The organism is Halobacterium sp. CBA1132, assembly GCF_001485535.1.
In the GTDB taxonomy this organism is placed as follows: domain Archaea; phylum Halobacteriota; class Halobacteria; order Halobacteriales; family Halobacteriaceae; genus Halobacterium.
In genome coordinates this window covers 1,063,552-1,088,984 of the sequence record NZ_BCMZ01000001.1, presented here as the reverse complement: position 1 = coordinate 1,088,984, position 25,433 = coordinate 1,063,552, and the positions used below count along the sequence as shown (strand labels likewise).

Genomic DNA, 25,433 nt, shown 5'->3' with positions numbered 1-25,433 from the left:
GCGAGAGCTCAGAACCCGCCGGTCGCGAGCGCGCCGGCGTCGAGCAACAGCAGGATGGCGACGACGGACGCGCCGTAGAAGATGGACGTGGCGTCCTCGCCGTCTTCGAGTTTGCCGGCGGCGACTTCGGTGAGGCCGGCGAGCGCGAGCCACAGTACGAGCATCGTCAACACGAGGTGGCCGCGGCCCGTGCCCGTGAGCGTGCCGCCGTCCGTGTAGCCGGCGAGCGTGAGCATGTAGCCGCCCGAGAGGAGGAGGACGACGGAACTGCCCCGGGAGATGTTCCGGAGCGTGCCGACGAACGAGTCGCGGGCGCTCGCGGACAGGGTTCCGGCGACGCCGGGCAGCGTCGCGGTCGCGAACAGCACGCTCCCGGTCCACAGGCCGGCGAACAACAAGTGCAAGGCGTACACGACTGTCTCGGTGACTGCCATGGCCGCCGGTAGTGACTGACACGTCGTAAAACGCCGGGGTTGCGGCGGACAACTCCGTGAAGGCAGTCTTAAGGCGCGCCCGCCACTCGACTCGGGCATGGAACTACGGGACCTCTCCGACCACGTGGAGTACCGGGCCGGTCGGGGTATCGAGGAGGTCGCGCGCGAACTCGGGCGCGACCCAGCGGAGTTCGTGAAGCTCTCCTCGAACGAGAACCCCCACGGCCCGAGTCCGAAGGCCGAAGCCGCAATCCGCGAGACCGCCTCGGAGGTCCACCGCTACCCGAAGGCCGTCCACGCCGACCTGACTGCTGCGCTCGCCGACGAGTGGGACGTGGCTGACGAGCAGGTGTGGCTGGCGAACGGCGGCGACGGCGCGCTCGACTACCTCGCGCGGGCGTTCCTCGCGCCCGGCGACACCGTGCTCGTCCCGACACCCGGGTTCACGTACTACGGGATGAGCGCGCGCTTCCACCACGGGGAGGTCGCCGAGTACGACGTGCGGACCGACGACGGCTTCGCGCTCACCGCGGACAGCGTGCTGGACGCCTACGACGGCGAGCGCGTCGTCTACCTGACGAGCCCGCACAACCCGACCGGCCACCGATTCACGCTGGACGCCGTGACAAAGGTCGCCGACGAGACGGACGAGGACACGCTGGTCGTCGTCGACGAGGCGTACGGCGAGTTCACGGACTCCCCGTCGGCCGTCTCCCTGCTCGACGAGCGCGACGACGTAGCGGTGCTGCGGACGTTCTCGAAGGCGTACGGACTAGCGGGTATCCGGCTCGGATACGCCATCACGCCCCCGGAGTGGGCCGACGCGTACGCTCGCGTACAGACGCCGTTCGCCGCGAGCGCCATCGCGTGTCGTGCTGGCACCGCCGCGCTGGACGACGACGAGCACGTCGAGCAGACCGTCGAGAGCGTCGAGTGGGGCCGCCAGTACATACACGACGAACTCGACGCGCGGACGTACGAGAGCCACGGGAACTTCGTGCTCGCGAACGTCGGCGACGCCACCGAAGTAGCGGAGGCAGCCAAGCAGGAGGGCGTGCTGATTCGGGACTGTTCGAGCTTCGGGCTGCCCGAACACGTCCGCATCACGTGCGGGACGCGGGAAGAGACCGAGCGCGCGGTCGCCGTGCTCAACGAGGTGCTCGCGGAGTGAGAGTCGCCGTCACCGGGACGCCGGGCACGGGGAAGACGACCGCCACCGAACACCTCGACACCGACCTCGACATCGTCCACCTCAACGACGTCATCGAGTCCGAGGGCCTCTACACGGAGGTCGACGAAGCCCGCGACAGCAAGGTCGCGGATCTCGACGCCGTCCGCGACTACCTCGAGGGGCGCGAGGACGTGCTCGTCGAATCTCACCTATCGCACCTATTGGAGGCGGACCGCGTGGTCGTGCTGCGGTGCGCGCCCGGGGAACTGGAGCGGCGCCTCGTCGAACGCGGCGAGCCCGCCGAGAAAGCTCGCGAGAACGCCGAGACGGCAGAGCCGTCTCGTGCTCTCGCTCGCAAAGCTCGCGAGAACGCCGAGAGCGAGGCGCTGGACGTCATCCTCTCGGAGGCCGTCCGCGACCACGGGAAGTCCAACGTCTACGAAATCGACACCACCGACCGCGACCCGGAGGCGGTCGCTGACGACATCGAGGCCGTGCTGGCGGGCGACCGCGACCCCTCCGCCGGCGAGGTCGACTTCACCGAGTACTTATGACGCTGGACACGTACCGCGACCTCGCGGCGCGACTGATGCGGCCGTGGGTGCGCGCCGCCGTCAAGGTGGGCGCGACCCCGAACGCGGTCAGCGTCGTCGCGTTCCTGTTCGCGGTCGCGGCCGCCGCCGCGTTCTACGTCGCATCCCCCGTGATGTACGCGGTCGGCGCGCTCTGCGTCGTCGTGAACGGCTGGCTGGACCTGCTCGACGGGGCGCTCGCGCGCGAACTCGGCACGGACTCGGTCGCCGGCGACCTCCTCGACCACGTGCTCGACCGGTACGCCGACGTGGTGGTCGTCGCCGGTCTCGCCGCGGGTATCGGGCGCTACGACCTCGGCCTCGCCGCCGTCACGGGCGTTCTGCTCACGTCGTACCTCGGCACGCAAGCGCAGGCCGTCGGCCTCGACCGCGTCTACGGCGGGCTTCTCGGACGCGCAGACCGCCTCGCGCTCGTAGGAATTACGGGCGGGCTCTCCGTGTTCATCCCCGCAGTCGCCGGATTCTCGCTCGTGGCGTGGCTGCTCGTGCTGTTCGCCGTCGTCGGCCACCTCACCGCAGTCCAGCGGTTCGTCTCCGCGTGGCGCCAACTCTCCTGAAGCGCCGGCGGCGTGCCATTTAAGCGTCGGCCACGGCTACCGGTTCGTATGGCTCAGTGCGAGATGTGTGGCGAGGAGGTCTCGTCCCCGAAGACCGTCAAAATCGAGGGGGCGGAAATCGACGTCTGCGACGACTGCGCGGACTTCGGCACCGAAGTCAAGACCGAATCCTCCAGCACCACCAGCACGAAGTACTCGACGTCCTCGTCTAGTTCGTCTTCGGACGGTTCCAGTTCCTCCTCCAGCGGCGGGTCCTCGGGCGGCCGACGCCGCCGGGACATGTTCGACGAGATGGAGGAACTCGCCGGCGACTACGACGACCGCATCCGGAAGGCCCGCGAGAGCGCGGGGCTCAGCCAGGAGGAACTGGCCGACGACCTCAACGAGAAGGCCAGCGTCATCCGCAAACTCGAACGCGGTGACAGCCTCCCCAGCGACGACGTCCGCGAGAAGGTCGAGAACAAACTCGGCATCTCGCTGACCGAGTCCGGCGACGACGCCGACGAGGACTGGTCCTCGAGCAGCGACAGCGCGGGGCTGACGCTCGGCGACAAGGTCCGCCGGAAGGGCGACGACGGCTAAACCTACAGTTTTTTCGCGCGGGAGTACGCCGTCTGTGACGTGTTCGTACTTGTCAATCTGAAGGCGTACCCCTGCGACCCGGTCGCGGTCGCGGAGGCCGCCGCCGACGTCGCCGAAGCGACAGACTCGACTATCGCCGTCGCGCCGCAGCCCGCGGACCTCGCGCGGGTCGCGGAGACGGGCGCGACGACGTACGCTCAGCACGTCAGTCCCGTCGAGCACGGCAGCCACACGGGGAGCGTGCTCGCGGAGTCCGTCGCGGACAACGGCGCGGTCGGGACGCTGTTGAATCACTCCGAGCACCGCCGCAAGCTCGCGGACATCGACGGCAGCCTCGACGCCGCCGACCGGGTCGACCTCGACACCGTGGTCTGCGCGAACAACCCCGAGCAGGTCGCGGCCGCCGCGGCGCTCGGCCCGGACGCCGTCGCCGTCGAACCGCCGGAGCTCATCGGCACCGGGACGCCCGTCTCGCAGGCCGACCCGGACATCGTCGAGGACGCCGTGTCGGCCGCCGAGGCCGTCGACCCGAGCGTCGACGTCTACTGCGGCGCCGGCATCAGTACGGGCGACGACCTCGAAGCAGCCCGCGAGTTGGGCGCCAGCGGCGTGTTGCTCGCCAGCGGCGTCGCGAAAGCCGACGACCCGCGTGCCGCCCTCGAAGACCTCGTCGAACCGCTCGCGTAGCGCCGGCACAACGCTGAAGGCGCCACCCGCCGACACCGCCGATATGGCCGCCCGCGACCTCCTACTGTTCGGTATCGCCGTCATCCTCACCAGCGGATTCGTCCTCCTCCACGACGTGCTCCGGTACGGCGGCCGCGGCATCGAGAGCACGGCCGTGTTCTACTACGGCGTGTTCGTCGGACTGGGGTTCGCGCTCCTCGGCACGCTGGCCGCCAGCGGCGACTGAGGCGTCGAAAAAAGAGCGGCGTCCGGTTAGGCGGTGAGGACGGTGACCGGGTCGTCGTAGTCGAGGATGACTTTCTGCGTCGCGTCCCCGAAGATGGCTTTCCCCGTCGGCGAGCGCTTGCGCCCCGCGAGGAAGATGTGGTCACAGTCGTACTCGGCGGCCGCGTCGAGTGTCTTGCCGGCTTTCTTCCCGAGGTAGCCCGCCGTCTCGTACTCGACGTCGAGGTCGCCGAGAATCTCGTCGGCGAGGTCCTGCGCGAACTGCGCGGCGCCCGCTTCGGCTTCGTCGGTCGAATAGCTGGCTGTGCCGTTCGGAATCGCTTCCATCGCTTCGCGGCGGCCGCCGTACTCGTCCTCGGTGGTGACGTGAATCACCACGAGGTCGGCGTCGACGCCCGCCGCGAGCGTGCCTGCTTCGTGCAGGAGGTCTTTCGCTGCGTCGGTCGGGTCGATGACTGCGAGTGCGCGGTCCATGAGTGTGTTCTCGTTGTGGGTTGTGATTTGTTTTCGGGGCGATGCGACGACTGCGGCCGTTCGCTTACGCGAGCGGCAGCACCGACGACAGAATCAGCACCGTCACGAGACCGGTGACGGAGATGATCGTCGTCAGTGCGGTCCATGTCTTCAGCGTCTCCGCTTGCGTGAGGCCGCCGATTTCCTTCACGAGCCAGAAGCCCGAGTCGTTGTACCACGAGCAGATGTTCCCGCCCGCGCCGATGACCATCACGAGGTACGCCGCGCTGACGTCGAGTTGGCCGGCCAGCGGTGCCATGATGCCCGCGGCGGTCAGCATCGCAGCGGTCGCCGAGCCCTGCGCGATGCGGACGATAGCGGCGATGAGCCACGCGGTGACGAGCAGGCCGATTCCGAATTCCTGGAGGAAGTCGGCGATGTACGGGCCGATGCCGGAGGCGGCGAGCAGCGCGCCGAAGGCGCCACCCATCGCGGTGATGGCGGCGATGTTCCCCCCGCTCTTCAGCGCTTCCGTGAGTTCGTCCTCCCAGACGGACCGCGAGAGGCCCGTCCAGCGGAGGTAGGTGACGGCGGCCGCCATCGCGGCGATGGTGAGCGCGACGTTCTTGTCCCCGACGAACGCGACGACCGGCTGGATGGATTCGAGGACGGGGTACCACTCTTGGAACGTGCCGACGGCGGTCGCGGAGGCGACGAGCACGACGGCCAGCAGGATGGGCGCAATCGATTCGATGACGCCGGGGAGGCTCGACGTGTCGCGCTGGGCGCGCTCCTCCAGTTCCTCGGTGGTGGTGCCCATCGCGTCCCGCAGCGGGATGTCGAGGCGGGCGTTGATCCAGCGACCGTAGACGAGGCCGGCGACGATGGCCGCGGGAATCGCGGTGGCGACGCCGACAGCAATCGTGATGCCGAGGTCGACGCCGATCTCGTTCGCGACGGCGAGCGGACCGGGCGTCGGCGGCACGAAGACGTGCGTCGTCGCCGCGCCGGCGCCGACCACGACGAGGTACAGCGCGTAGTTCTTCCCGACGCGGGCGCGCATCGAGCGAGCGAGCGGCGCCATCAGGTAGAACACGCTGTCGAAGAACACGGGGATGGCGAGGACGGAGCTGCTTCCCCACAGTGCGATGTCGGAGTTGCCTTCGCCGACGAGCGATTGGAAGCCGCGGACGATGCGCTGGGCGGCGCCGCTCTCCAACATCGATTTCCCGATGATGGCGGCCATCAGGATGGGGATACCGATGCCGGCCATGCCGTTCCCGAAGGCGGTCGCGGTTCTTCCCGCCGCGTCCGCCATCGCGAAGTCGGGGACGAAGACGGCGTTCACGAGGCCGACGGTGAACGCCGCAATCGTGAGGCCGACGAACGCTGGGAGGTCCAGTACGACCAGTAGCGCTACGACTACGGCCAGACCTATCGCGAACGTGAGTAACGGACTGTGTGCGAATTCAATTGCCATGTGTTACAACTTATCAGCCGAATCTAGCGCCACAAAAAAGTTTTTATTACTAATACAATAAATTATTATATCGTTGTAGAATCCGCTCAAATCCGGGCAGAAAGTCGATTCGCGTTCACTCGAACTCGTCGAGTGAAATCTGAGCGTCACTCGCTTCCTCTCGCTCGCTGGTGCGGTCGCGGAGCCGACTCGAAGACGCTGCGTCCCCGTCGGCCCCGCCGTCGCCCTCGAACCCGTCGAGACTGGCTTGCTCGCGCTCCGAGAAGTCGAGATTCGAGACGCGGACGCCGACCTTCCGCACGGACTCGCCCTCGAACTCACCGAGGAGGTCCTGCGTGATGTCGTCGACGAGTCCCGGGTCGTCCACCGGCCCGGGCAGGGACTCGGCGCGCGTGTGGACGTCGAACGGCGGCGTCACGACCTTCACGCCGATGGTGCGGTAGAAGGCGTTCTTCCGGGTGGCGCGGTCCGCGACCGCCGCCGCGAGCGTCGCGACCTGCTCGCGGACGCGCTGGAAGTCGTCGGTCGCGCCGTCGAACGCGGACTCCCGGGAGAGGCTCTTTGGCTTCCCGCGGGGTTCGACCGGGCGGTTGTCCTCGCCGCGGGCGCGCCGGTAGAGGTCCCGGCCCCGGTCGCCGAACTTGTCGGTGAGTTCGTAGGGGTCCGCGTCCGCGAGGTCGCCCGCCGTCTCGATGCCCATCTCGCGGAGTTCCCGCGCGCGAACCGGGCCGATGCCGTGGACGTCCGCGACGTCGATGGGCGCGAGGAACTCCCGAACGTCGTCGGGTTCGACCACGACGAGGCCGTCGGGCTTGTCGTAGTCGCTGGCGAGCTTCGCGGTGCTCATGTCGGGCGCGACGCCGACGCTCGCGGGCACGCCGACCTCGCGGTGGATGCGCTGCTTGACGTGGCGCGCGAACCCGTCCGCGACGTCCCACGCGGTCCGGTCCGTGACGTCCAAGTAGGCTTCGTCGATGCTCACCTCGCGAACGGTGTCGCCGAGGTCGTAGAGGATTTCCTTGACCGAACTGCCGACGTCCTGGTAGAAGTCGAGGTCCACGGGCCGGTAGTAGCCCGCGTCCGGGCTGTCGGGTTCGTCGTCCTTCCGCGGGAGGTTTTCTAAGGCGGCGCCGATGGCTTGCGCGCTCTCGACGCCGTACTCGCGGGCCTCGTAGCTAGCGGTCGCGACGGCGCCGACGGTCTCCCCGGGCTCGTAGCCCATCCCGACCACGACGGGTTCGCCGCGCAACTCGGGTTCGCGACGGCGCTCACAACTCGCGTAGAAACAATCCATGTCGACGTGCAAGACGATGCGCTCCTCGCGTGCTGGCGCACCGGGGAGTCGCTCGCCGTCGACCATCACGCGTGATTCGGGCGCGACGAGCAAAAAACGGCCGGGTCAGGGCTCGGGGACGACTTCGACGTCCGTCTCGTGTTCGCGGGCGTCTTCGAGTGCGTGCTTGGCGCCCATGCCGGCGTCGTGCGGGGAGACGGCGCGGCCGACGCCGACGCGGACGTCGACACCGGCGGTGTCGTGGACGTGCTCGATGGCGTCCTCGTAGTCCGCGGGCGTGAGGTCCGGGCAGACCGCGATGATGTTGTCCCCACCCACGAAGAAGGAAAGCGAGCCGTGGGCGTCGTGCATGTACTGCATGAGCGCGGCGTACCCCTGCTCGATGTGGACGAACGACGAGTACGCGTCGAGTTCGTCGGTGTACGTGCCGGTGGCGTCGACGACGTCGAAGTGCGCAATCTGGATGTCGTCGTCGGTGCGCGCGCCCTCGTCGATTGGCTGGCCGAGCAGCGCTTCGCGGCGGTCGGCGTCCTGCGCGCTGCCCTGTTCCTGGAGGGCGGCGGTCGCCTCGACGAGCGCGTCAGCGGGAGTGGCGCCGGTGCCGATGGAGAGGCTGACGGTGACTGGGTAGCGGTTCCGAATCGACTCCTGAATCCGGGCGTGGTCCTCCAAGTCGAGGCCGTTGCTCACCGCGATCATGTTGTCGAAGCGCGTGAAGAAGACGTAGCCGTCGCGCATGCCGAACGCCTGCGAGAGGTCGGCGTACAGTCGGGACTGCATCGTCTGGAGGTCGACTTCGCGTCGCGGCGACGGCGTCACGGTCCACGGGCCGTAGTTGTCGAGTTGGACGAGGGTGACCTGCGTGTTCGTCACGGTTACCGACACTCGGCCCCACGGAGGTATATCGGTTGTGGATTGCGTTCCAAATCTGTTCCCGTCAGTGGGTGCGCGACACCGACACCTGCTCGCCGCCCTCCGAATACTCGACGGCCGCGTCGAACGGCGGCGTCAACCGCGCCAGCGACTGGTCGTCGTGCGCGACCGGATTCAAGTGGAAGTGGCCGACGGCGTCGGCCTGATTGATCTGCTGGGTGACGACGCGGAGGAACCGGAACAGCGTCCGCACGTCGTGGTACGCCGTCAGTTCACTCACCGAGTCGAAGCAGACGACCGTCGGGTTCGACCGCGAACCCACGCCGTCGAAGAAGTCCCGGACCGCCATCCCCAGTCCCGTGAGGTCCGTCGGGTCGACACTCCGAACGTACGCGCCGCCGCGTCGGCCCTCGTCGACGTCGTTCTCGGTCAACTGCACCAGCCCCAGGTGCGCGCTCTCCGTCGACACGGAGTCCTCCCACGCGTCCAGCCACGTGTCCGCGCCCGCGAACGTCACCACGAGGACGTCCGCCGCCTCCGAGTCCAGCCCCGACAACAGCGCCTCGTGGACGCGCTCGTTCGCGGACGCGCTCCCGTCCTCCATCAGCAGGACGTTCGAGACGCCGTCGAGGTCATCGGCGATGTCGAGGGCGTGCTCACTCACCGTCCATCACCGCCTCGACGGCGTCCAAGACTGCCTGCATCGAGACGTCTCGGTCCAGCGAGACGTACACGCCCTCCGACTCCCCTACGAACCGCAGAACGGACGCGCTCTCCAAGACGACGGCGAACGCCGTCACCTCGCCGAGACTCCCGTACATCTCCTCGTAGAGCTCCTGCTGAGTGAAGTCCAGCCGGTAGTCCGCGTGCAACTGCTCGGCGATCTCGGACAGCCCCTCCGGACCGCCGAGTTCGCCGACCACGTCGTCGCGCGCGTACAGGAGTTCGTACGTCTGCTCGTCGTACTCGACGAACGTCCGCAGCCCGTCACCGGCCGCGTCGTCGACCGCTTCACCGACCGCCGCCGCGTCGAATTCTGACGTCGCAGGCGGCTGGCGGAGTTCGAACATACACGACACTGGGGGTCAGCGACCAAAAGCGTTCGGCGACGCACCCGCCACGAGAACCAACGCCACGGTCACGGCTCCGCAACCTCGACTTCCCGGAATCGCTGGCTTCTAATCGCGGGCTGCCGTCGACCACGCCGACGAACAACCGTCGCGCTCTCCACGCGACGCACACTCCACGATGACCGACGAACCGCAAACGCTGGACACGGAGTTCTACGCGCTCAGCAGCGACGCCGACATCCCGGAGTTTCTCGCCGTCGCGAAAGTCTACGCCCGCGACGTCGTCGAGAACTACGACCTCTCCGTCGACGTGACCGCGCTCGACTGGACCGTCAGCAAGCGCGCGAAACGTCGCGCCGGCGCGGTCGAGTACCGCGACGGCACCCCCGAAACCGTCTCGCTGACGTGGGCGTACTTCCAAGAACACGGCTGGGCCGCCACTGCCGACGTCGTCCGCCACGAACTGATTCACGTCCACCTGCTGAACGAAGCCGGCGACGCCAGCCACGGCGACGCGTTCCGGGAGTGGGCGACTGAACTCCGAACGTCGGTCACCTGCGAGCGCTTCGCCGACCCGAACTGGTGGATCGTCTGTGAATTCTGTGGGAGCGAGATGGCGCGCTACCGGAAGTCGAAGCTCGTGAAGCATCCCGAGGCGTATCGATGTGGTGGGTGTGGCGGGCGGCTGTACGCTCGGGAAGCAGGGGAGAGCGGGGACTGACGCTTCAGTCGAATGGCTCTGCCTCGCTCGCTCGCGCTACGTTAAGTCCGACTCGTCCCCCTTCAATAGTAGTCGTCGAGGAGCATGTCGAATCGCTGCTGGGTGTCCTCGGCGCGCGATTCGGTGACTTCCGCCTTGTACGTGGCGCTCCCGTCATCGTCAATCTGGACATCCAACTCAAGGAGCTCTGCGACTGGCGCATCAACGTGATCGAGCGCGGGCTCGCGGTCGTCTACAAAACCAAGGTCGACGACCACTCGGGAGAGGTCACCGAGAAGCGGATGCACCGGATTCGCTGGGGCGCGCTCGACGGCCACCCGGAGCACGAGACGCTCGCCGGGAAGAAGAAAGAGCACATGGAGAACTTCGCCGAGAACTCGTATCTCGCGGGCGACGACGAGGACGACGACGAGGAAACGATGACCGTCGAGGACATCCCGAAGCCGGTGCGCGATACGCTGATTCGGCGGTTCTGTCAGGTCGGCGTGAAGCAGGCGAAAATCGGAGCGGTGTTCGACCTCGGTCGGAGCACGATCTCGAAGATCAAGAACGAGGAGAGCGTCGAGTTCGGCGACGAGCACGCGTGGGACGACGACGGCGTCTCCGTGGGTGCTGACGACGATTAACCGAATGAATCCCCTGATTTTCGTTCTTTTGAAGCCGAGACAAAATCAGCCATCACATAATCGACAAACTGATTTTTATAATGAACTTCACTTAGCATTAGTAGAAATGAGACGAGAACCATCCAGAAGATGATGAACAGCAAATCGGTGCTAGTACTAGTGACATAACTGATCAGAGGCTGATGATTTAGTATACTTGGCGCTGTTGAACCATCTATAACGATTATACCGATATAGGCGGTCACGAAGAATAGAAGAGTTGTCCAAGTACTTCTGCAAAATGAAAATATAGCTTGAAACTGGCGTGCCCTTCCAGCCTGCAGAAATTCTTGCTGGCTCATAACAATTGTATAAATATCATCGTAGTCCACTTCGTGATGGGCATGAGAATCAAGATATTTGGAGAGTTCTGTCGCGAATTCCTTACATAAGAGTGGCGGAGACTGAGAGTTTATGAATTCGTTTCGGAGTTGTCTTCGGAATAAAATCCGGTGCGGAACTAGCAACTGGTAGCATACTAGTAATACCGGAAGGTACATCGCACCCATCGTCCCATGTACATATTGGAAATATCTACTATTAGTAATCCTGTTTTCAATTGAGGACAGATCTTCACGGCTTCTTTCGACATTCTCTAAAGAAGTTCCCCTCCAAAATCCTGGTCGGAAAAATTCAAAGTTGTGGTAAATTAACTTAGCAGATCTATATGCAGTCCGTTCAACAGTTACTGCAAATGAGTGTAACGCTTGGCCGAGTATAAAACCAAGAATGAGAAATATGATAATTAGGGCTGTGAGCAATAATGTTGAGTCGACACTTCCGAGCGGGCCATCATGCTTGGGTAGTAATGAGATAATTCCCATTAAAAAAGCCGCACCGGGGACTGCCTTAGCGAACAAATCATACGATCCAAAAACTCCGGTGAAACGAGAAGGCATGAAGTCCATCTGTAATATGCGGGATTGTATTGCTTCTGATTTTCCTCAGATAGTTTATTCAAGATGGAAACGCCACGTCACACAGAGGAACACTTCAGGTGGTTGCGCATCCGAAGATACGATTTCCCCGATATGCACACGAACCCTCGTTCGCTCGCGTGCATATTCGCGCCCGGCTGTGCTCGCGCACCCCTGAACCTACCTTGATCCCGATAGGAAACACGGGTTTCACCCGAAAATCGGGGTTCCAGTGAGCCAAACTCAATCGGTTTGAGGGCTCGTATGTACGAGACGAGTATGCGAATCCGAACTGACGGAGAGTACGCGCACCGCGAGGAAACAATCGAGGCGGCCGCCGAGCGCTTCGACTGTAACAAGACGAAAGCCGTGCTCATCGCGTGCGAAGTTTCCGGTGACGTCCTCGACGGCGTCGAAGAGGCGCTGGAGCATCCCGACCTCCCGCCGAGCGTCCGTGACGAGCTGGCCGAGGCCATCTCGACGCGTCGCCTGAATTTCGAAGTCACGAATCCGGATATTTCCGTAAAATTGGAGTGAATGATTAGAACCTTCTTAACAATTATACATAATTTTATCCATCATCAGAATAAGGTCTAGTCGTGCCTGTTTCAACTGATTCCGCGGCATGGCAAGAAGGAGACGAACACGTAACTAAGGATCATCTCCTCCTCGACTTCCTGAAAAACAGTCCTCAAGAAGCATTCCACATTCGAGAAATCGTGGACGAGATAGCCGGGCTGGACTGGGCTGAGATTGAGAACCAGTTGCGTAGAGAAGACGAATTACCAGAAGATGAGGGTTTTGCTGAGGATGAGCGTGAAGACTATGCTATTACCTATCATTACCGGGAGACCGCATTCTACGAGGAGCGACTCAATTCCTTAGTCGAGAAAGGGTTAGTAGATGTAAAAGTCGTAGACGCGAGTGGCTTTGGGGATGAAGTCCCAGATAACTGGGATACAGTAGCTGCTTATTCGTACCATACTGAATAACTCCCTCTTAGGGGCCGGTTTCGGGTGCGGCCGCAGAACGGTGTGGGGTGTTTTAGATTTGTGCCCTTAGGCACACCCCTAACGGGAATCTAACCCTCCGTGTTGGATTTGCCGAGCGCACGCTCTGCGAGGTCGCGTCAAGGATGCTCGTCGACATCACAAGAATCGAGAATGGTGCACTCGGGGCCGGAGGGATTGTGAACCACGGTCGGAGCACAGCTCCTCCCTGGTTCAAATCCCTCGACCGCCACACAACTCGCTCGGCGCGAGAGCCACAGGGGGCTCTCGCGGCCTCAGTTATCGTAGAAGTGGGGCCGGAGGGATTTGAACCCCCGATCGACTGATATCTCCGGTGCGCCTCGGAACTCCAGAGGGTCGTCGTCGCGGACCGATGATCAGTCGGCCGCTCGGTATACCAGTCTGGAATTTCGTCCCGGGCGCGTGGCCTCTGGAGTCAGTCGCCATTCCTGGCTTGGCCACAGCCCCTCGCGTCCTGTCGTACGGTGATTTGTCCTAAGTGCGTTTCGATTCGGTGGCTCCGTTCCACCACCGACAAGGACCGGCCACGCGTATTCGAGTATGTGATTGCACGCGTGTGGCGCGGGTGGACCGAGCCCGCGGACGCCGACGAGTACGAGTCGTTCGTGACCGAGACGGTGTTCCCGGACGCGAAACAGGATATCGAAGCGCTGGAGAGCTTCGAGGTGCTGCGCCGCGAGGCCGACGGAGAAGTGGAGTTCGTGACTATCGCGCGGTTCGCGTCGTGGGAGGGCGTGGAGGCGTTCGCGGGCGAGGAGTACGAATCGGCGCACGTGCCCGAGCGCGCCGAGGCGCTGCTCGCGCGCTACGAGGAGACGGTCGCGCACTACGAGGTCCGCTCGTAGCGATTGGTCTTTCCGGGCCGAGGGCGAACGCCGGGCCATGACCGAGTACCCAATCGTGGTGCGGGAGATCGGCGGGAAGATGCGACTCGGCGTCGAGGAAGCGGACGCGTTCGACGCGGACCTCCGGGAGATCGTCGCGGACGCCTACGAGCGAGTCGATGTCGAGAACTGCGGGGACGGCGAAGTCGTCGGTCACGTGGTCGCGAGCGGCGACGAGGTTGAGGACGTGCGCTGGAGTCGTTAGGCTTCGCGCTCGCTCCACTCGCAGTCCTGGCACTTGTAGCCGGTGACGAACTCCGTCACGGAGGGCATGTAGCCGACGGAGATGACGTCGCCGCCGCAGTCGGGACAGTCGCGGTCGGCGTCCTCGATGGGTTCGGCGTCCATCACGGACTCGCCTTCGACGAGCTCCGCGAGTTTCTTCGGGGTGACCATGCGGCCTTCGACGACGCGGTTGCCGGACATACCGGCGGGACGGCCGCGGGCGGCTAAAGACTTCTCCTCGCGGGCTTACAGCCAGGGCGCGCGTTCTTCGGCGCCGTCCTCGCCGGGGTAGCCGTACGCGGCTTCGTCCTCGTCGTCGGGGTCGTTGCCGCCGTCGGGCGTCGCGGGCGCGGCACCACTGGGACCGTCGTCGGCGGCCGGCGGGACGTCCGGCGTCTCGACGTCGGCTTCCTCGGGGTCGAACGCGAGCAGGCCGGCGACGGCGAAGACGACCAGCGGCGCCTGCGAGGGCACGAGCCCGAACACGGAGAGCGCGAGCGTGCCGAGCGCGACGGCGCTCCCGAACCGGAAGCGGTCGATGTCGACGACCGTGCGGAGGTACGGCTGGAGCGCGACGACCGAGAGCGCGAAGCCGACGGCGACGCCGCCTGCGGCCGCGGCGCGCAGCATCAACTCGGGGTCGGCGCGCAACACGAATTCGGCGCCCGCTGGCTGGACGCTGGCGACGAATCCGAGGCCGATGATGACGCCGGGGGACGGGAGGTAGTCGCCGATGGTCGAACTGGCGGTCTTCGCGGCGATTGCGAGGATGACGATGGCGGCGAAGCGCTCGAACGTCGGGATGTCGACCACCGTGGCGATGGTGGGCGCGAGCGCCGCCTCTGCGGCGGCGACGAGTATCAGCGGCGTGCCGACGACGAGGACGGTGGTAGCCTGCGAACGCGGGTCCTCGTCCATCTCCGCGAGGATGACCGCCAGCGTCGCGCTCCCGCCGAAGACGAGCAGCCCGATCTGGGCGATGCCGACGTAGGTTTCGAGGCCGCCCGCGAGCACGAGGGCGGCGAAGATGCCGTCCACGAGCGGGAGCAGCATGACCGTCGCGAGTAGTCGCGTGTCGCCGCCCACACGCTGCTCTAAGCGGAGGGCGACGGGATGGCGTGAGCTACTCATACACTACCGGCCTGATCTGGACGAACTTTGGTTGGCCCGGTGATACGGGGACGCGCGCGGCGTCGAAAGCGCGAGCGTCGACGTTCCGAGCCAGAATGTGTCCATCAGTTTGCCGAAAAATGTGCGTGCGGCGGAGTCGACGGTGTGGTTGCCGGCGGTGCGCACTACCTCGGGACTGATGGAGTCCATATGTACAATCATTAGGGTCGAATGCATAAAGATTGCGTGAGAAGCGACCGCATGTGATGGTGAACCAAAACCTGTTTTTAAGTCCCTAACTACTGTCCCTCGGGTCGCGTACACGATAGTCGAGAAATAGACGGTAGAAACGGAGAAAGTCTACCGTTCGCCGTTCGATACGGGATTGGCTGTCCGTTCGTCAGATACCGCCGCGCGACGTTGCACGGTCGTGCCGACACCACCCATCCCACGGGAGTTGTTCACGCACGTTCGCCCAATCTCGGAACGTTTTTGCCACCGGCGACGCGACGATTTACATGGCGCACGACCCTTCGACGGACGGCCGATTCTCCGAGAAACTCCGGGTACCAGAAGCATTGACCTTCGACGACGTGTTGCTCCGCCCCGCGGAGAGCCGCGTCGAACCCGACGACGCCGACGTCAGCACGAACGTCTCGACGAACGTCACCCTCAACACCCCGATTCTCTCCGCAGCCATGGACACCGTCACGGAGTCCGACCTCGCCACCGCGATGGCGCGCGAGGGCGGCCTCGGCGTCCTCCACCGTAACATGGACGTCGAAGAGACCGCCGCCGAGGTCGAGCGCGTGAAGCGCGCCGACGAACTCGTCATCGACCGCGAGAACGTCGTCACCGCGACGCCCGACCAGACCGTCAGCGAGGTCGACCGCATGATGAGCCACGAGGGCGTCTCCGGCGCGCCCGTCGTCGACGACGACGACCGCGTCCTCGGCATCATCTCCGGGACGGACATCCGCCCGTACCTCGAAGTCGGCGAGTCCGACACGGTCCGCGAAGCGATGACCGACGAAGTCATCACCGCCGACGAGGACGTCGCGGCCCGCGACGCGCTCGAACTCATGTACGAGCACAAAATCGAGCGCGTCCCGCTCGTCGACGACGACGACCGCCTCGTCGGCCTCGTCACGATGCAGGGCATCCTCGAACGCCGCGAACACGAGGACGCCGCCCGCGACGACGACGGCCACCTCCGCGTCGGCGTCGCCGTCGGTCCCTTCGAGACGGACCGCGCAACCGCCGCGGACGACGCCGGCGCCGACGTCCTGTTCATCGACTGCGCGCACGCCCACAACAAGAACGTCATCGAGTCCGCGCGCGAAATCAGCGAGACCGTCGACGCGGACGTCGTCGTCGGGAACGTCGGCACCAGCGAGGCCGCCGCGGAAATCGTCGACTTCGCGGACGGCATCAAGGTCGGCATCGGTCCCGGCTCAATCTGTACGACCCGCGTCGTGACGGGCGCCGGCATGCCCCAGATTACGGCGGTCTCCGAGGTCGCTGATGTCGCCCACCCCGAGGGCGTCCCCGTCATCGCGGACGGCGGCATCCGGTACTCCGGCGACGCCGCGAAAGCCATCGCCGCGGGCGCCGACGCCGTCATGCTCGGGTCGTACTTCGCGGGCACCGACGAAGCCCCCGGCCGCGTCATCACGATGAACGGCAAGAAGTACAAGCAGTACCGCGGCATGGGTTCGGTCGGCGCGATGCAGTCCGGCGGCGGCGACCGCTACCTCAAGGAGGAAGACGAAGACGAGGAGTTCGTCCCCGAGGGCGTCGAGGCCGCGACGCCGTACAAGGGCCCGCTCTCGGCGGAACTCCACCAGCTCGTCGGCGGCATCCAGTCCGGCATGGGCTACGTCGGCGCCGAGACCATCCCCGAGTTCAAGGCCGACGCCGAGTTCGTGCGCGTGTCCTCGGCCGGGCAGAGCGAGAGCCACCCCCACGACGTCATGATTACCGACGAAGCGCCGAACTACAGTCCCGGCGAGTGACGCCGTAGCGTCCGCTGGCCGCTCTCCATTCTTCTCGTCGACAACCTCCGCTCCGGCGCGGCCCGAAAAATTCGTCGCGGTACTGCGCGCTCAGGCGTCTTCGCCAGTGACGACGACCGGACGGTCGGCGTTCAGGATGACCGACTGCGTGACGCTGCCGAAGATGGCTTTCCCCGCTGGCGAGCGTTTGCGCCCGCCGAGCACGATGGCGTCGACGTCGTACTCCTCGGCCTCCGCGATGATGTCGTCGGTGGTGTCACCGGAGTCGTCGCGGACCTGCACGTCGACGCCCGCGTCCTCCAGGAATTCCTGTGCGCGCCGCACCGACTGAATGCGGCTCGCGGACTTGAACTGCTGGACGTCCTCGGGGAGGTCCTCGGAGTCGCCGGTGAACACGAACAGTACGATTGCTTCGACGCTGTTCTCGGCGTCGGGCAGGTTCGCCACGTAGCGCGCCTGCGAGAGCGCGCGCTCTACGTCGTCGTCGACCGGTACCAGCACGCGATACATGTTCGACACCACGCCCGACGGGGGCTTAAAACTACGCGGGTCCGTCGTCGCGCTCGTCGTCGAGGATGCCGCCGAGTTCGAACCGCGCGCCGCCGCTCTCGGCGTCCGTCGCCCGCACCGTCCAGCCGTGGGCGTCCGCGATCTGCTTGACGATAGCCAGCCCGAACCCGGTTCCGTGGGCCGCCGTCGTGTACCCCGACTGGAACAGTTTCTCGCGCTCGACGCCCTCGAACCCCGGGCCGTCGTCCTCGACGTAGACGCCGCGGCCGTTCTCGGTCACGCCGACCTCGACGGCGACGGCGCCGCCGTCCTTCGACTCGGGACCTCTCGAACCGTGTTCCACCGAATTCCGGAAGAGGTTCGAGAACACCTCTTGGACGCGCGCGGGGTCGCCCGTCACCGTTCGGCCGTCCAGCGCCGGGTCGACATCGAGCGTCGCGTCCCCTGTCGTCACGGTCGCCCACGAGTCCGCGACCAGCCTAGCCAGCGGGACCGACGACCGCTCGCCGATGACGCTGCCCTGCCGGGCGAGCTGGAGGAGTTCCTCGACCATCTCGTTCATGCGCTCGTGGGCCGTCTCGACGCGCTCGAAGGCGTCCGAGTCGCCGGTCTGTTGGGCTTGGTCGAGCCACCCGCTGGCGGTGCCCAGCGGGTTCCGAATCTCGTGTGCGAGCACGCCCGCAAACTCGTCCAGCCGGTCGACCTGCCGCTGGAGCTCCTGCTCGTGGTGGATGCGCTCGGTGACGTCCCGGAGGATGAGGATGCGGTGGCTCGGCTCAGTGTCGAGGTCGTTCCCGTTGCACTCCACGTAGCGGCGGTCGGTCGCCGTCTGCACGGGGATGACGGCCGAGGTGTCGGCGTCGTCGCCATCTAGTGATCCAAACATGGCCTGGACGTCCGCAGGGTCGAACGCGTCGAAGGCGCTCAGCGACCGGCCCCGACAGTCACCGCTCGCGCCGACGAGGTCGCGGAACGCCGCGTTGCTGTCCACGACGACCCCCTGGTCGTCGACGACTATCGCGGGGTCGGGGCTCGTCTCGAACAGCGTGCGGAAGCGGTCCTCCTTGGCGGCGAGCTCCCGGGAGAGGCCGCGCCGCGACAACAGCCCGCGGATGCGAGCGTGGAGGACGGCCTTCTGGACCGGCACGGAGACGACGTCGTCGACGCTCGACCAGATGTCTGTCGCGGTCCGGAGCTCGTCGCTGGACACGAGCATCAAAACCGGGCAGAACAGCGACGCCTCGCGGTTGCGGTAGGCGGCGACCCACTCGGCGTGGCTGTCGTAGGCGCCCTCGTCGAGCAACAACAGGTCCGCGCGCTCGGCGACGTCCTCGAACGTGACGCCCTCGGTCGCCGGCGTGAGCACGTCGTAGGTCGCGTCGAGCCACTCCGTGAGGAGCGCGCGGTTCTGGTCGTGCGAGAGCACCGCACCGATGCACAGCCGGTCGTCGTCCACGAACACGCCGTCGGACCGCGGTTCGCTACGAGACCCCGACATAGGGGGCTACGAGTCGGACGCCCCGTCGTTCACGAACTCCGGCGTCCCAGTCAGGAGGCCGCGGAGGTTCGTGAGCGGTTCGCCGACCTTGATGCCGTGTTCAGTTATCTGGAGGCGACGCAGCGTCCGCTCGAAGTCGCTGGTGCGCTTCTTGAGTACGCCGATGACCTTCTGGAGCTCCCCCTCGATCTCGATGTGACGCAGGAAGACGATGTTGTCCGCGAGATAGCTGATGCCCACTTCGGTCGGGTGGAAGTCACCCGTGACGTGGCCGACCTCGTCGACGAAGACGACGGTCACGCCCATGTTCTTGAGGTAGCGACCGAGCGCGTGCAGCCGCCGCACGAGCGTGTCGTCGTCGCCAGCGAGCGCGAGCTTGTACCCCTTGATGCCGTCTATCATCACGATTTCGGCGTCGCGCTGCTCGACCTCCTCGCGCACCATGCTCGCGAACTCCTGTGGGGTCAAGTCCAGCGGGTCCATCTCCCTGACGGCGAGCGTGCCCCGCTCTATCATCTCCTCGACGGGGATGTCGACGGCCTCCGACCGCGTGAGGAACGTCGACCGGCTCTCCTCGAAGAGGTAGACGACGGAGCGCTCACCCCGGCCCGCGGCCTCCTTCATGAACTGCGTGCCAGTGGTGGTCTTGCCCGCGCCGCTCGGCCCGCTGATGACGCTGACCGTGCCGCGTTCGAGCCCGCCGTGCAGCAGTTCGTCGAGTTCCGGGACGCCCGCGGAGACGGATTCAGCGACGAACTCCTGCTCGTAGTCACCGGGCTGTAGCTCCGGGAACACCTTCACGCCGGAGTCGGTGATTCGGAACGTGTGTTCGCCGCTCTGGGTCGCCGACCCGCGGAATTTCGGCACGGAGACCGTGCGCGCCTCGTGGCTGCGTTCGAGGTCCAGCGTCCCGTCCGCGACGAACTGGATGTCGTCGTCGGGGTTGTTCGGCGTCGACTGCGACGTGAACAGGATGGTTCCGTCCTGCTCGCCGAGGAACTGCTGGAGCGCCAGCACCTGCTTGCGGAACTGGTAGTCGTCCCCCGAGAGATATCGGAGCTGCGTGATGGGGTCGATGAAGATGCGCGCCGGGTCCAACTCCTCGATGCGCTCGACGATGGCCTCGTTGAACTGGTCCGCCTCCACCTCCTCGGGCGCGAAAACACTGTACGACTGGCTCTCGGTGAACACCTCGCTGTCCGGCGTGAGACTCAAAAACTCCACGCCGTCGAGGTCGAACCCGACCGCGGCCGCGTTCGCCCTCACGTCCTCGACGGACTCTTCGAGGTTCACGTACAGCACCGTCTCGCCGTTCTCGACGCCCGCCGACAGGTAGTGGTAGCCGAAGATGGTCTTCCCGCTGCCCGGTTCGCCGCGCGCCAAGTACGCCCGACCCGGAACGAACCCGCCGTTCAGCACGGTGTCCAAGCCGTCGATACCCGTCGAGACCCGGTCCTCGACCCCCGGCATCAGACCGGTCCCCCGTCGGTGTCGACGTCGCGGACGTCCTCACCGGCGTCCCGCTCGATGCGACGGAGTGCGACCTCGAAGTCGTCGCCGTCGAACTCGCTGGCGAGCGCGTCGACCTCCTGCTCCAGGGAGTCGATTTCGGCCTGCAGCGCCTCGTACTTCGGGTCTTTGGTGGCGTCGTCGCCGTACTTCGCCTCCAGCGCGGCGCGCTTCGTGACCAACTGGAAGTACTGCTGGACCGCGGTGTCGTGGTGCTTGCGCGTCAGCAGCGTCTCCACGACGTCGTGGAGGTCGTCGTTCGTCACTGGCTTCGTGAGGTACGCGTCGAAGCCCATCTCCACGATGTCGAAGTCCGGGTCGACGGCGGTCACCATCGCCACCCGGCAGTCGAGGCCGCGCTCCCTGACCTCCGTGAGTACGGCGTCTCCCGAGAGGTCCGGCATGCGGCGGTCCAGCAACACGACGTCGATGGAGTCGTCGAGAGAATCGAGCGCCGCCTGCCCGCTGTAGACGGTCCTGACCGTGTACTCGTCGGACAGCCACGCGGTGAACAGGTCGGCGAGGTCCTTCTCGTCGTCGACGACGAGAACCACCGGGGAACTTTCTTGGTCCATCTGCAATACCGTGTTCTGATTTTCTAGAGGAGTTCCCGTCGTTAAGTCGTTTCGACGAACGTTCAACGATACTTCAAGAATCGTGGTCTCTGTCGTCGAAAACCCGGGACTGCAGTGTGCCGGCCAACACACATCGGGTGAGTGGCTCGGTGAAAGCTCCCGTCGTGAATCCGGGAGTGACAGCGAAGTAGCGTCCTCCAGCTACCGGACTTCGGGTTCGCTGACCGGTTCCGCGAACGCCACCGAGGATTTCACGTCCGTGATCTCCACTTCGGCTTTGTCGCCGGGTTGGGTGCCCGGCACGATGACGATGAACCCGCGCTCGACTTTCGCGATACCGTCTCCCTGGTCGCCGAGCGTATCGATTGTCACCGTCCGAATCTCGCCCTCCTCGACTGGCGGTGACTGGGCGTCGTGGGTCTGGGACGGCGCCGGCGAGGCCCGCGAGGTGTCACTCGATGGTTCGCTCTCGGTTGCGGCGTCAGCCGGCGAATTCAGCAGTGCAACTCGATAGACGTCCTCCGGAGTGAGTGTACTGTCCTCGACGACTTCCGTCGGAATCGAAACGACGTACTGTCCATCCCGCTCTTCGAGCGTGGTTTCGTAGAGTAGTCGCAGCGAATCCGGAATCTCAGACATTGTGCTCGATACGCGGGCTCGGTTAAAGGAAATTGGGATATCCGCTCTGCCGCGCGACATCCATCTCCGCTCTCGCTGCAACTGTGCCGATTCACCACGGGCTTCGAGGAGCGATTTGGTATTTTCGCGTCCTCGCGCAGCGTTGACGCGAACGTTTCGACGGCGTGCTGGCACCACCCATCACTGTGAGCGTCCCGAATGCCGTCGATAGTAGCCGGGATTCAGCCACCAATGCAGTATAACCGGAGTGTATTATCTCTGAGTAACGATATTGAAGACAAATCTTTTTCAAAGATGGCTATGTACGAGTCTAGTACCATATAGACTGACTATGGTCCAAATGGAGACAACAGAAGTCGATAGTGAATTGAGTTTGTTCAAATACGGGAATCTTGAAGCGCTCCCGTCTGAGTACCGGAGTCTCTCAGAGGAAGAGCGCACACAACGAATCGCGGCAGCGCGCGAAACGCTCGGCGACGACGTGCTCGTTCTCGGGCACAACTACCAGCGCCGCGAAATCGTCGAACACGCCGACTACATCGGTGACTCCTACCAGTTGAGCGAGTACGCCGCCGAGTCGGATGCCGAACACGTCGTCTTCTGTGGGGTGACATTCATGGCGGAAAGCGCCGACCTCCTCACGGACGACGACCAGACGGTCTACCTGCCGTCGATGGAGGCCTCCTGCCCGATGGCGGGGATGGCCGAAGCCCTCCAAGTGGACGCTGCGTGGGAGCGAATCACGGACGCCGTCGACGGTGACGCGATTCCCGTCACGTACATGAACTCCTACGCGGACCTGAAGGCGTTCTGCGCGGAGCACGGCGGACTCGTCTGTACGTCCTCGAACGCCGACGACGCCTTCGAATGGGCCCTCGACCGCAGCGAGACGGTGGTGTTCCTCCCGGACAAGTTCCTCGGGCGCAACACCGCGAACTCGATGGGACTCGACACCGTCGTCGAGTTCGACCCGTGGGCTGAGGAGTCGAACGGCGACGTCGCGGACGCCGACGTCGTCCTCTGGGACGGCTACTGTCAGGTCCACGAGCGCTTCACGACCGACCACGTCGCGGACGCCCGCGACGCCCACCCGGACGCGACGGTAATCGTCCACCCCGAGTGCCGGCCGGAAGTCGTCGCCGCCGCCGACAAATCGGGGAGTACCTCGACTATCACCGAGACCGTCGAGGACGCCGGCCCCGACGAGACAGTCGCCGTCGGTACTGAAATCCACCTCGTGAACCACCTCGAGAGGTGGCACGAGACGGACGTCGTCGCGCTCTGTGGCGACGCCTGCATGGACTGCAACGCGATGCGGCAGGTCGACCCGAACTACCTCACGTGGATACTGGAGGGGCTGGCCGACGGCGTCGAGCGCAACGTCGTCAGCGTCGACCCCGGCGTCGCCGCGAGCGCCGAAGTCGCCCTCGACCGCATGCTCGAACTATGACGGAGGTACTCGTTCTCGGGAGCGGTATTGCGGGGTGTAGCGCAGCGCTCGCCGCCGCCGAACGCGGCGCGGACGTGGTGCTCGCGACGAAAGCCCAGCGCCCCGAGGAGACGACGACACACTGGGCGCAGGGCGGCATCGCCGTCACCCGCGGTAATCCCGAGGCGTTCGCTGCGGACATCGTGGACGCGGGCGACGGTCAGTGTGACCCGCACGCCGTCGACGTCCTCGTCGAGGAAGCCGACAGCGCCGTCGAGGACGTACTCGTCGACACACTCGACGTGCCGTTCGCCGACGACTACGGCCGCGAGGCCGCCCATTCGGAGGCGCGCATCCGACACGTCGGCGCGGAGACCGGCAAACACGTCCTCGCACCGTTCCTCGCGCACCTCGACGACCACCCGAACGTCACGATACGCGAGGACACCGCGGCGCTCGAGTTGCTGACCGACGAGGGCCGCGTCCGCGGCGCGCTCCTCGACCGGCCCGACGGCACGAGGGAAGCGGCCGTCGCGGACGCCACCGTGCTCGCGACGGGCGGCGTCGGTGCGTGCTTCCCGCGGTCGACGAACCCCGACACCGCGACGGGCGACGGTCTCGCGATGGCCGCGCGTGCCGGCGGAGATATCGCCGACCTTGCGTACGTCCAGTTCCACCCGACCGCGACGGTCGGCGACGAACCCCTGCTCGTCAGCGAAGCCGTCCGCGGCGCCGGCGCCCTCTTGCGCAACGGCGACGGCGAGCGATTCATGCCCGACGTCCACACGGACGCCGAACTCGCACCCCGGGACGTCGTTGCGCGCGCCGTCACCGACGAACGCGACCGGACGGGCGAGGTGTATCTGGACACGACGCCGCTCGACTTCGCGGGCGACTTCCCGCACCTCCACGAGCGCGTTCTCGACGCTGGCTTCGACCCCGACAGGATTCCGGTCGCGCCCGCCGAACACTTCCTCTGCGGTGGCGTCGACGTCGACGACCGAGGCCGCACGACCCTCGACCGACTCTACGCGGTCGGCGAGGTCTCTCGCACCGGCGTACACGGTGCGAACCGCCTCGCCTCCACGAGCCTCCTCGAAGGTCTCGTCTGGGGCCGACGCGCCGGCCGAGATGCCGCGAGTCGCAGTGTCGTCGACGACGAACCCGAGGTGCCGTCCCGGTCGGAGCGTGACCCAGCGCTCCCCGACGGCTTCGTGGACGGGAAGTTCGAGCGCCTGCACCGCGTACTCGGCGAGCACGTTGGCCTCCGGCGCGACCCTGAAGGACTCGAGCAGGCGTGTTCGGCGCTCCGCCGGCTGAAGGGTGAGACGGACGCCTACGCGCGGACGCGACAAGCGCGCGATGTAACCGAACTTCGGAACGCTGCGACGGTCGGCCTCCTGTTCGCGCACGCCGCCCGCGAGGCAGAGCCGGCGGGCTGTCACGCGCTGGAGGGCGTGCCGTGCCGGTAACGCGTGCGGACGCGGAGCGCTGGCTCCGCGAGGACCTCGGCCACGACGACGTAACGAACGACCTCCCCGGGACCGCGCGCGCTCGCCTCGTCGCAAAAGAAGACGGCGTCGTCGCCGGCCTCGGCGCCGCCAGCGCGGTCTTCGACGTGCTCGGTACCCCTGTCGAATTGCGCGTCGAACCTGGGGAGCGCGTCGACGCGGGCGACGTCATCCTCGCCGTCGAGGACGCGACCCGCACGGTGTTGCGCGGCGAGCGCGTTGCCACGAACCTCGTCGGGCACGCGTCCGGAATCGCCACACGGACGCGAGCCGCCGTCGACGCCGCCTGCGAGGTGAACGAGGATACAGCAATCGCGGCGACGCGGAAGACGACCCCCGGTCTCCGGGGCGTGGAGAAGCGCGCGGTCCGCGTCGGCGGCGGTGACACCCACCGGCTCGACGCGAGCCACATGGTGATGGTGAAGGACAACCACATCGCCGCGTACGGTCTCGAGGACGCCGTCGAACGGTTCCAGGAGCGCGCGTCGTTCGCGACGCGCATCGACGCCGAAGTCGAGACAGTGAACGAAGCGGCGCGCGCCGCGGACGCGGGTGCCGACATCGTCCTCGTGGACAACGCACCGCCAGAAACTGTCGGGGAAGCGCGCGAGTGTCTCGATTCCTCGGTGGTCGTGGAAGCGAGCGGCGGCATCGGCGTCGCGGACGTTCCCGACTACGCGGCGGCGGGCGCGGATGTCGTCTCGATGGGGGCGTTGACGCATAGCGCGCCACCGCTGGACTGCTCGTTTCGCCTCCTCGAGTAGACTGTCACGGG

32 protein-coding genes and 1 tRNA gene are annotated in these 25,433 nt (G+C 65.7%); 16 read left to right on the top strand and 17 right to left on the bottom strand.

Annotation, left to right across the window (positions count from 1 at the left end; translation table 11 throughout):
• Positions 1-8 precede the first annotated feature (8 nt).
• Complete coding sequence (locus AVZ66_RS05725) at positions 9-434, bottom strand: hypothetical protein (RefSeq protein ID WP_058982679.1); 426 nt, start codon at positions 432-434, stop codon at positions 9-11.
• Positions 435-531: 97 nt separating this feature from the next.
• Here AVZ66_RS05725 and hisC point away from each other — a divergent pair, with 97 nt between their 5' ends.
• From hisC to AVZ66_RS05695, 6 genes are read left to right on the top strand one after another with little or no spacing between them, the layout of a single operon-like run.
• The gene (hisC, locus tag AVZ66_RS05720; protein WP_058982678.1) at positions 532-1,605 is read left to right on the top strand and encodes a histidinol-phosphate transaminase; all 1,074 of its coding nucleotides are present in this window, start codon (positions 532-534) and stop codon (positions 1,603-1,605) included.
• Positions 1,602-2,159, top strand: a complete 558-nt coding sequence (locus tag AVZ66_RS05715; protein WP_058982675.1) for an adenylate kinase family protein — start codon at positions 1,602-1,604, stop codon at positions 2,157-2,159. Before hisC ends, AVZ66_RS05715 begins: the two co-directional genes overlap by 4 nt.
• Positions 2,156-2,755, top strand: coding sequence for a CDP-alcohol phosphatidyltransferase family protein (locus AVZ66_RS05710; protein WP_058982673.1), 600 nt, complete (start codon positions 2,156-2,158; stop codon positions 2,753-2,755). The genes AVZ66_RS05715 and AVZ66_RS05710 overlap by 4 nt, the downstream gene beginning before the upstream one ends.
• 48 nt (positions 2,756-2,803) lie before the next feature.
• Complete coding sequence (locus tag AVZ66_RS05705; RefSeq protein WP_058982671.1) at positions 2,804-3,337, top strand: multiprotein bridging factor aMBF1; 534 nt, start codon at positions 2,804-2,806, stop codon at positions 3,335-3,337.
• Positions 3,338-3,376: 39 nt separating this feature from the next.
• Complete coding sequence (tpiA, locus tag AVZ66_RS05700) at positions 3,377-4,024, top strand: triose-phosphate isomerase (protein WP_058982669.1); 648 nt, start codon at positions 3,377-3,379, stop codon at positions 4,022-4,024.
• A 43-nt stretch (positions 4,025-4,067) separates the two neighbouring features.
• A complete protein-coding gene (locus AVZ66_RS05695) occupies positions 4,068-4,250 on the top strand; it encodes a hypothetical protein (protein WP_058982667.1) in 183 nt (60 codons plus the stop codon).
• Between the two features lie 26 nt (positions 4,251-4,276).
• On the opposite strand, the gene AVZ66_RS05690 is transcribed toward AVZ66_RS05695, so the two are convergent.
• From AVZ66_RS05690 to AVZ66_RS05665, 6 genes are all read right to left on the bottom strand, one after another.
• The gene (locus tag AVZ66_RS05690; RefSeq protein WP_058982665.1) at positions 4,277-4,723 is read right to left on the bottom strand and encodes a universal stress protein; all 447 of its coding nucleotides are present in this window, start codon (positions 4,721-4,723) and stop codon (positions 4,277-4,279) included.
• A 64-nt stretch (positions 4,724-4,787) separates the two neighbouring features.
• Positions 4,788-6,182, bottom strand: coding sequence for a GntP family permease (locus AVZ66_RS05685; RefSeq protein WP_058982663.1), 1,395 nt, complete (start codon positions 6,180-6,182; stop codon positions 4,788-4,790).
• Between the two features lie 115 nt (positions 6,183-6,297).
• On the bottom strand, positions 6,298-7,542 hold the full coding sequence (dinB, locus tag AVZ66_RS05680; protein ID WP_058982662.1) for a DNA polymerase IV: 1,245 nt from the start codon (positions 7,540-7,542) through the stop codon (positions 6,298-6,300).
• A gap of 39 nt (positions 7,543-7,581) precedes the next feature.
• The gene (locus AVZ66_RS05675) at positions 7,582-8,349 is read right to left on the bottom strand and encodes a GTP cyclohydrolase III (protein WP_058982660.1); all 768 of its coding nucleotides are present in this window, start codon (positions 8,347-8,349) and stop codon (positions 7,582-7,584) included.
• 64 nt (positions 8,350-8,413) lie between these two features.
• Entirely contained in the window at positions 8,414-9,013 is a 600-nt protein-coding gene (locus AVZ66_RS05670) for a hypothetical protein (RefSeq protein ID WP_058982657.1), read from the bottom strand.
• On the bottom strand, positions 9,006-9,419 hold the full coding sequence (locus AVZ66_RS05665; protein WP_058982651.1) for a hypothetical protein: 414 nt from the start codon (positions 9,417-9,419) through the stop codon (positions 9,006-9,008). Before AVZ66_RS05665 ends, AVZ66_RS05670 begins: the two co-directional genes overlap by 8 nt.
• A gap of 178 nt (positions 9,420-9,597) precedes the next feature.
• On the opposite strand from AVZ66_RS05665, the gene AVZ66_RS05660 reads away from it, so the two are divergent.
• Both AVZ66_RS05660 and AVZ66_RS05655 read left to right on the top strand, forming a co-directional pair.
• Complete coding sequence (locus tag AVZ66_RS05660) at positions 9,598-10,140, top strand: SprT-like domain-containing protein (protein WP_058982649.1); 543 nt, start codon at positions 9,598-9,600, stop codon at positions 10,138-10,140.
• A 206-nt stretch (positions 10,141-10,346) separates the two neighbouring features.
• Positions 10,347-10,766, top strand: coding sequence for a hypothetical protein (locus AVZ66_RS05655; protein ID WP_058982646.1), 420 nt, complete (start codon positions 10,347-10,349; stop codon positions 10,764-10,766).
• Here the strand turns inward: AVZ66_RS05655 and AVZ66_RS16170 are convergent.
• A complete protein-coding gene (locus tag AVZ66_RS16170) occupies positions 10,763-11,713 on the bottom strand; it encodes a hypothetical protein (RefSeq protein ID WP_157575618.1) in 951 nt (316 codons plus the stop codon). The two genes, AVZ66_RS05655 and AVZ66_RS16170, sit on opposite strands and share 4 nt — an antisense overlap.
• A gap of 288 nt (positions 11,714-12,001) precedes the next feature.
• On the opposite strand from AVZ66_RS16170, the gene AVZ66_RS05650 reads away from it, so the two are divergent.
• Positions 12,002-12,259, top strand: coding sequence for a hypothetical protein (locus AVZ66_RS05650; protein ID WP_058984648.1), 258 nt, complete (start codon positions 12,002-12,004; stop codon positions 12,257-12,259).
• A gap of 62 nt (positions 12,260-12,321) precedes the next feature.
• Positions 12,322-12,714 (top strand): hypothetical protein, encoded by a 393-nt coding sequence (locus tag AVZ66_RS05645; RefSeq protein ID WP_058982644.1) that lies wholly within the window; start codon positions 12,322-12,324, stop codon positions 12,712-12,714.
• Between the two features lie 309 nt (positions 12,715-13,023).
• Here AVZ66_RS05645 and AVZ66_RS16165 read toward each other — a convergent pair.
• A tRNA-Trp gene (locus AVZ66_RS16165) sits at positions 13,024-13,200 on the bottom strand.
• Between the two features lie 95 nt (positions 13,201-13,295).
• Between AVZ66_RS16165 and AVZ66_RS05640 the strand changes: the two genes are divergently transcribed.
• Both AVZ66_RS05640 and AVZ66_RS05635 read left to right on the top strand, forming a co-directional pair.
• Positions 13,296-13,598, top strand: coding sequence for a hypothetical protein (locus tag AVZ66_RS05640; RefSeq protein ID WP_058982642.1), 303 nt, complete (start codon positions 13,296-13,298; stop codon positions 13,596-13,598).
• Positions 13,599-13,635: 37 nt separating this feature from the next.
• A complete protein-coding gene (locus AVZ66_RS05635; protein WP_058982640.1) occupies positions 13,636-13,842 on the top strand; it encodes a hypothetical protein in 207 nt (68 codons plus the stop codon).
• Here the strand turns inward: AVZ66_RS05635 and AVZ66_RS05630 are convergent.
• From AVZ66_RS05630 to AVZ66_RS05620, 3 genes are read right to left on the bottom strand one after another with little or no spacing between them, the layout of a single operon-like run.
• Entirely contained in the window at positions 13,839-14,063 is a 225-nt protein-coding gene (locus AVZ66_RS05630; protein WP_058982638.1) for a DUF5795 family protein, read from the bottom strand. The genes AVZ66_RS05635 and AVZ66_RS05630 overlap by 4 nt on opposite strands.
• A gap of 45 nt (positions 14,064-14,108) precedes the next feature.
• Positions 14,109-14,993, bottom strand: a complete 885-nt coding sequence (locus AVZ66_RS05625) for a DUF5794 domain-containing protein (RefSeq protein WP_058982636.1) — start codon at positions 14,991-14,993, stop codon at positions 14,109-14,111.
• Between the two features lie 3 nt (positions 14,994-14,996).
• A complete protein-coding gene (locus AVZ66_RS05620) occupies positions 14,997-15,182 on the bottom strand; it encodes a hypothetical protein (RefSeq protein ID WP_058982635.1) in 186 nt (61 codons plus the stop codon).
• A 308-nt stretch (positions 15,183-15,490) separates the two neighbouring features.
• On the opposite strand from AVZ66_RS05620, the gene guaB reads away from it, so the two are divergent.
• Positions 15,491-16,987: an IMP dehydrogenase gene (gene guaB / locus AVZ66_RS05615; RefSeq protein ID WP_058982633.1), complete on the top strand. Its 1,497-nt coding sequence runs from the start codon at positions 15,491-15,493 to the stop codon at positions 16,985-16,987.
• A gap of 90 nt (positions 16,988-17,077) precedes the next feature.
• Here guaB and AVZ66_RS05610 read toward each other — a convergent pair whose 3' ends face one another.
• The 5 genes from AVZ66_RS05610 to AVZ66_RS05590 form a co-directional block, all read right to left on the bottom strand.
• On the bottom strand, positions 17,078-17,497 hold the full coding sequence (locus tag AVZ66_RS05610; protein ID WP_058982631.1) for a universal stress protein: 420 nt from the start codon (positions 17,495-17,497) through the stop codon (positions 17,078-17,080).
• Positions 17,498-17,528: 31 nt separating this feature from the next.
• Positions 17,529-18,953: a HAMP domain-containing sensor histidine kinase gene (locus AVZ66_RS05605; protein WP_157575617.1), complete on the bottom strand. Its 1,425-nt coding sequence runs from the start codon at positions 18,951-18,953 to the stop codon at positions 17,529-17,531.
• A 48-nt stretch (positions 18,954-19,001) separates the two neighbouring features.
• Positions 19,002-20,465 carry an ATPase domain-containing protein gene (locus AVZ66_RS05600; RefSeq protein ID WP_058982627.1) on the bottom strand — a complete coding sequence of 488 codons (1,464 nt, stop codon included), beginning with the start codon at positions 20,463-20,465 and terminating at the stop codon, positions 19,002-19,004.
• The gene (locus AVZ66_RS05595) at positions 20,465-21,079 is read right to left on the bottom strand and encodes a response regulator (protein ID WP_058982625.1); all 615 of its coding nucleotides are present in this window, start codon (positions 21,077-21,079) and stop codon (positions 20,465-20,467) included. Before AVZ66_RS05595 ends, AVZ66_RS05600 begins: the two co-directional genes overlap by 1 nt.
• Positions 21,080-21,280: 201 nt before the next feature.
• Positions 21,281-21,718 carry a TRAM domain-containing protein gene (locus AVZ66_RS05590; protein WP_058982623.1) on the bottom strand — a complete coding sequence of 146 codons (438 nt, stop codon included), beginning with the start codon at positions 21,716-21,718 and terminating at the stop codon, positions 21,281-21,283.
• 331 nt (positions 21,719-22,049) lie between these two features.
• Between AVZ66_RS05590 and nadA the strand changes: the two genes are divergently transcribed.
• The 3 genes from nadA to nadC are packed head-to-tail and all read left to right on the top strand — an operon-like array spanning position 22,050 to position 25,422.
• A complete protein-coding gene (gene nadA, locus AVZ66_RS05585; RefSeq protein ID WP_058982621.1) occupies positions 22,050-23,168 on the top strand; it encodes a quinolinate synthase NadA in 1,119 nt (372 codons plus the stop codon).
• Positions 23,165-24,619 (top strand): L-aspartate oxidase, encoded by a 1,455-nt coding sequence (locus AVZ66_RS05580; RefSeq protein WP_058982619.1) that lies wholly within the window; start codon positions 23,165-23,167, stop codon positions 24,617-24,619. The genes nadA and AVZ66_RS05580 overlap by 4 nt, the downstream gene beginning before the upstream one ends.
• Positions 24,610-25,422 (top strand): carboxylating nicotinate-nucleotide diphosphorylase, encoded by an 813-nt coding sequence (gene nadC / locus AVZ66_RS05575; RefSeq protein WP_058982617.1) that lies wholly within the window; start codon positions 24,610-24,612, stop codon positions 25,420-25,422. Before AVZ66_RS05580 ends, nadC begins: the two co-directional genes overlap by 10 nt.
• The last annotated feature ends 11 nt before the right edge of the window (positions 25,423-25,433 follow it).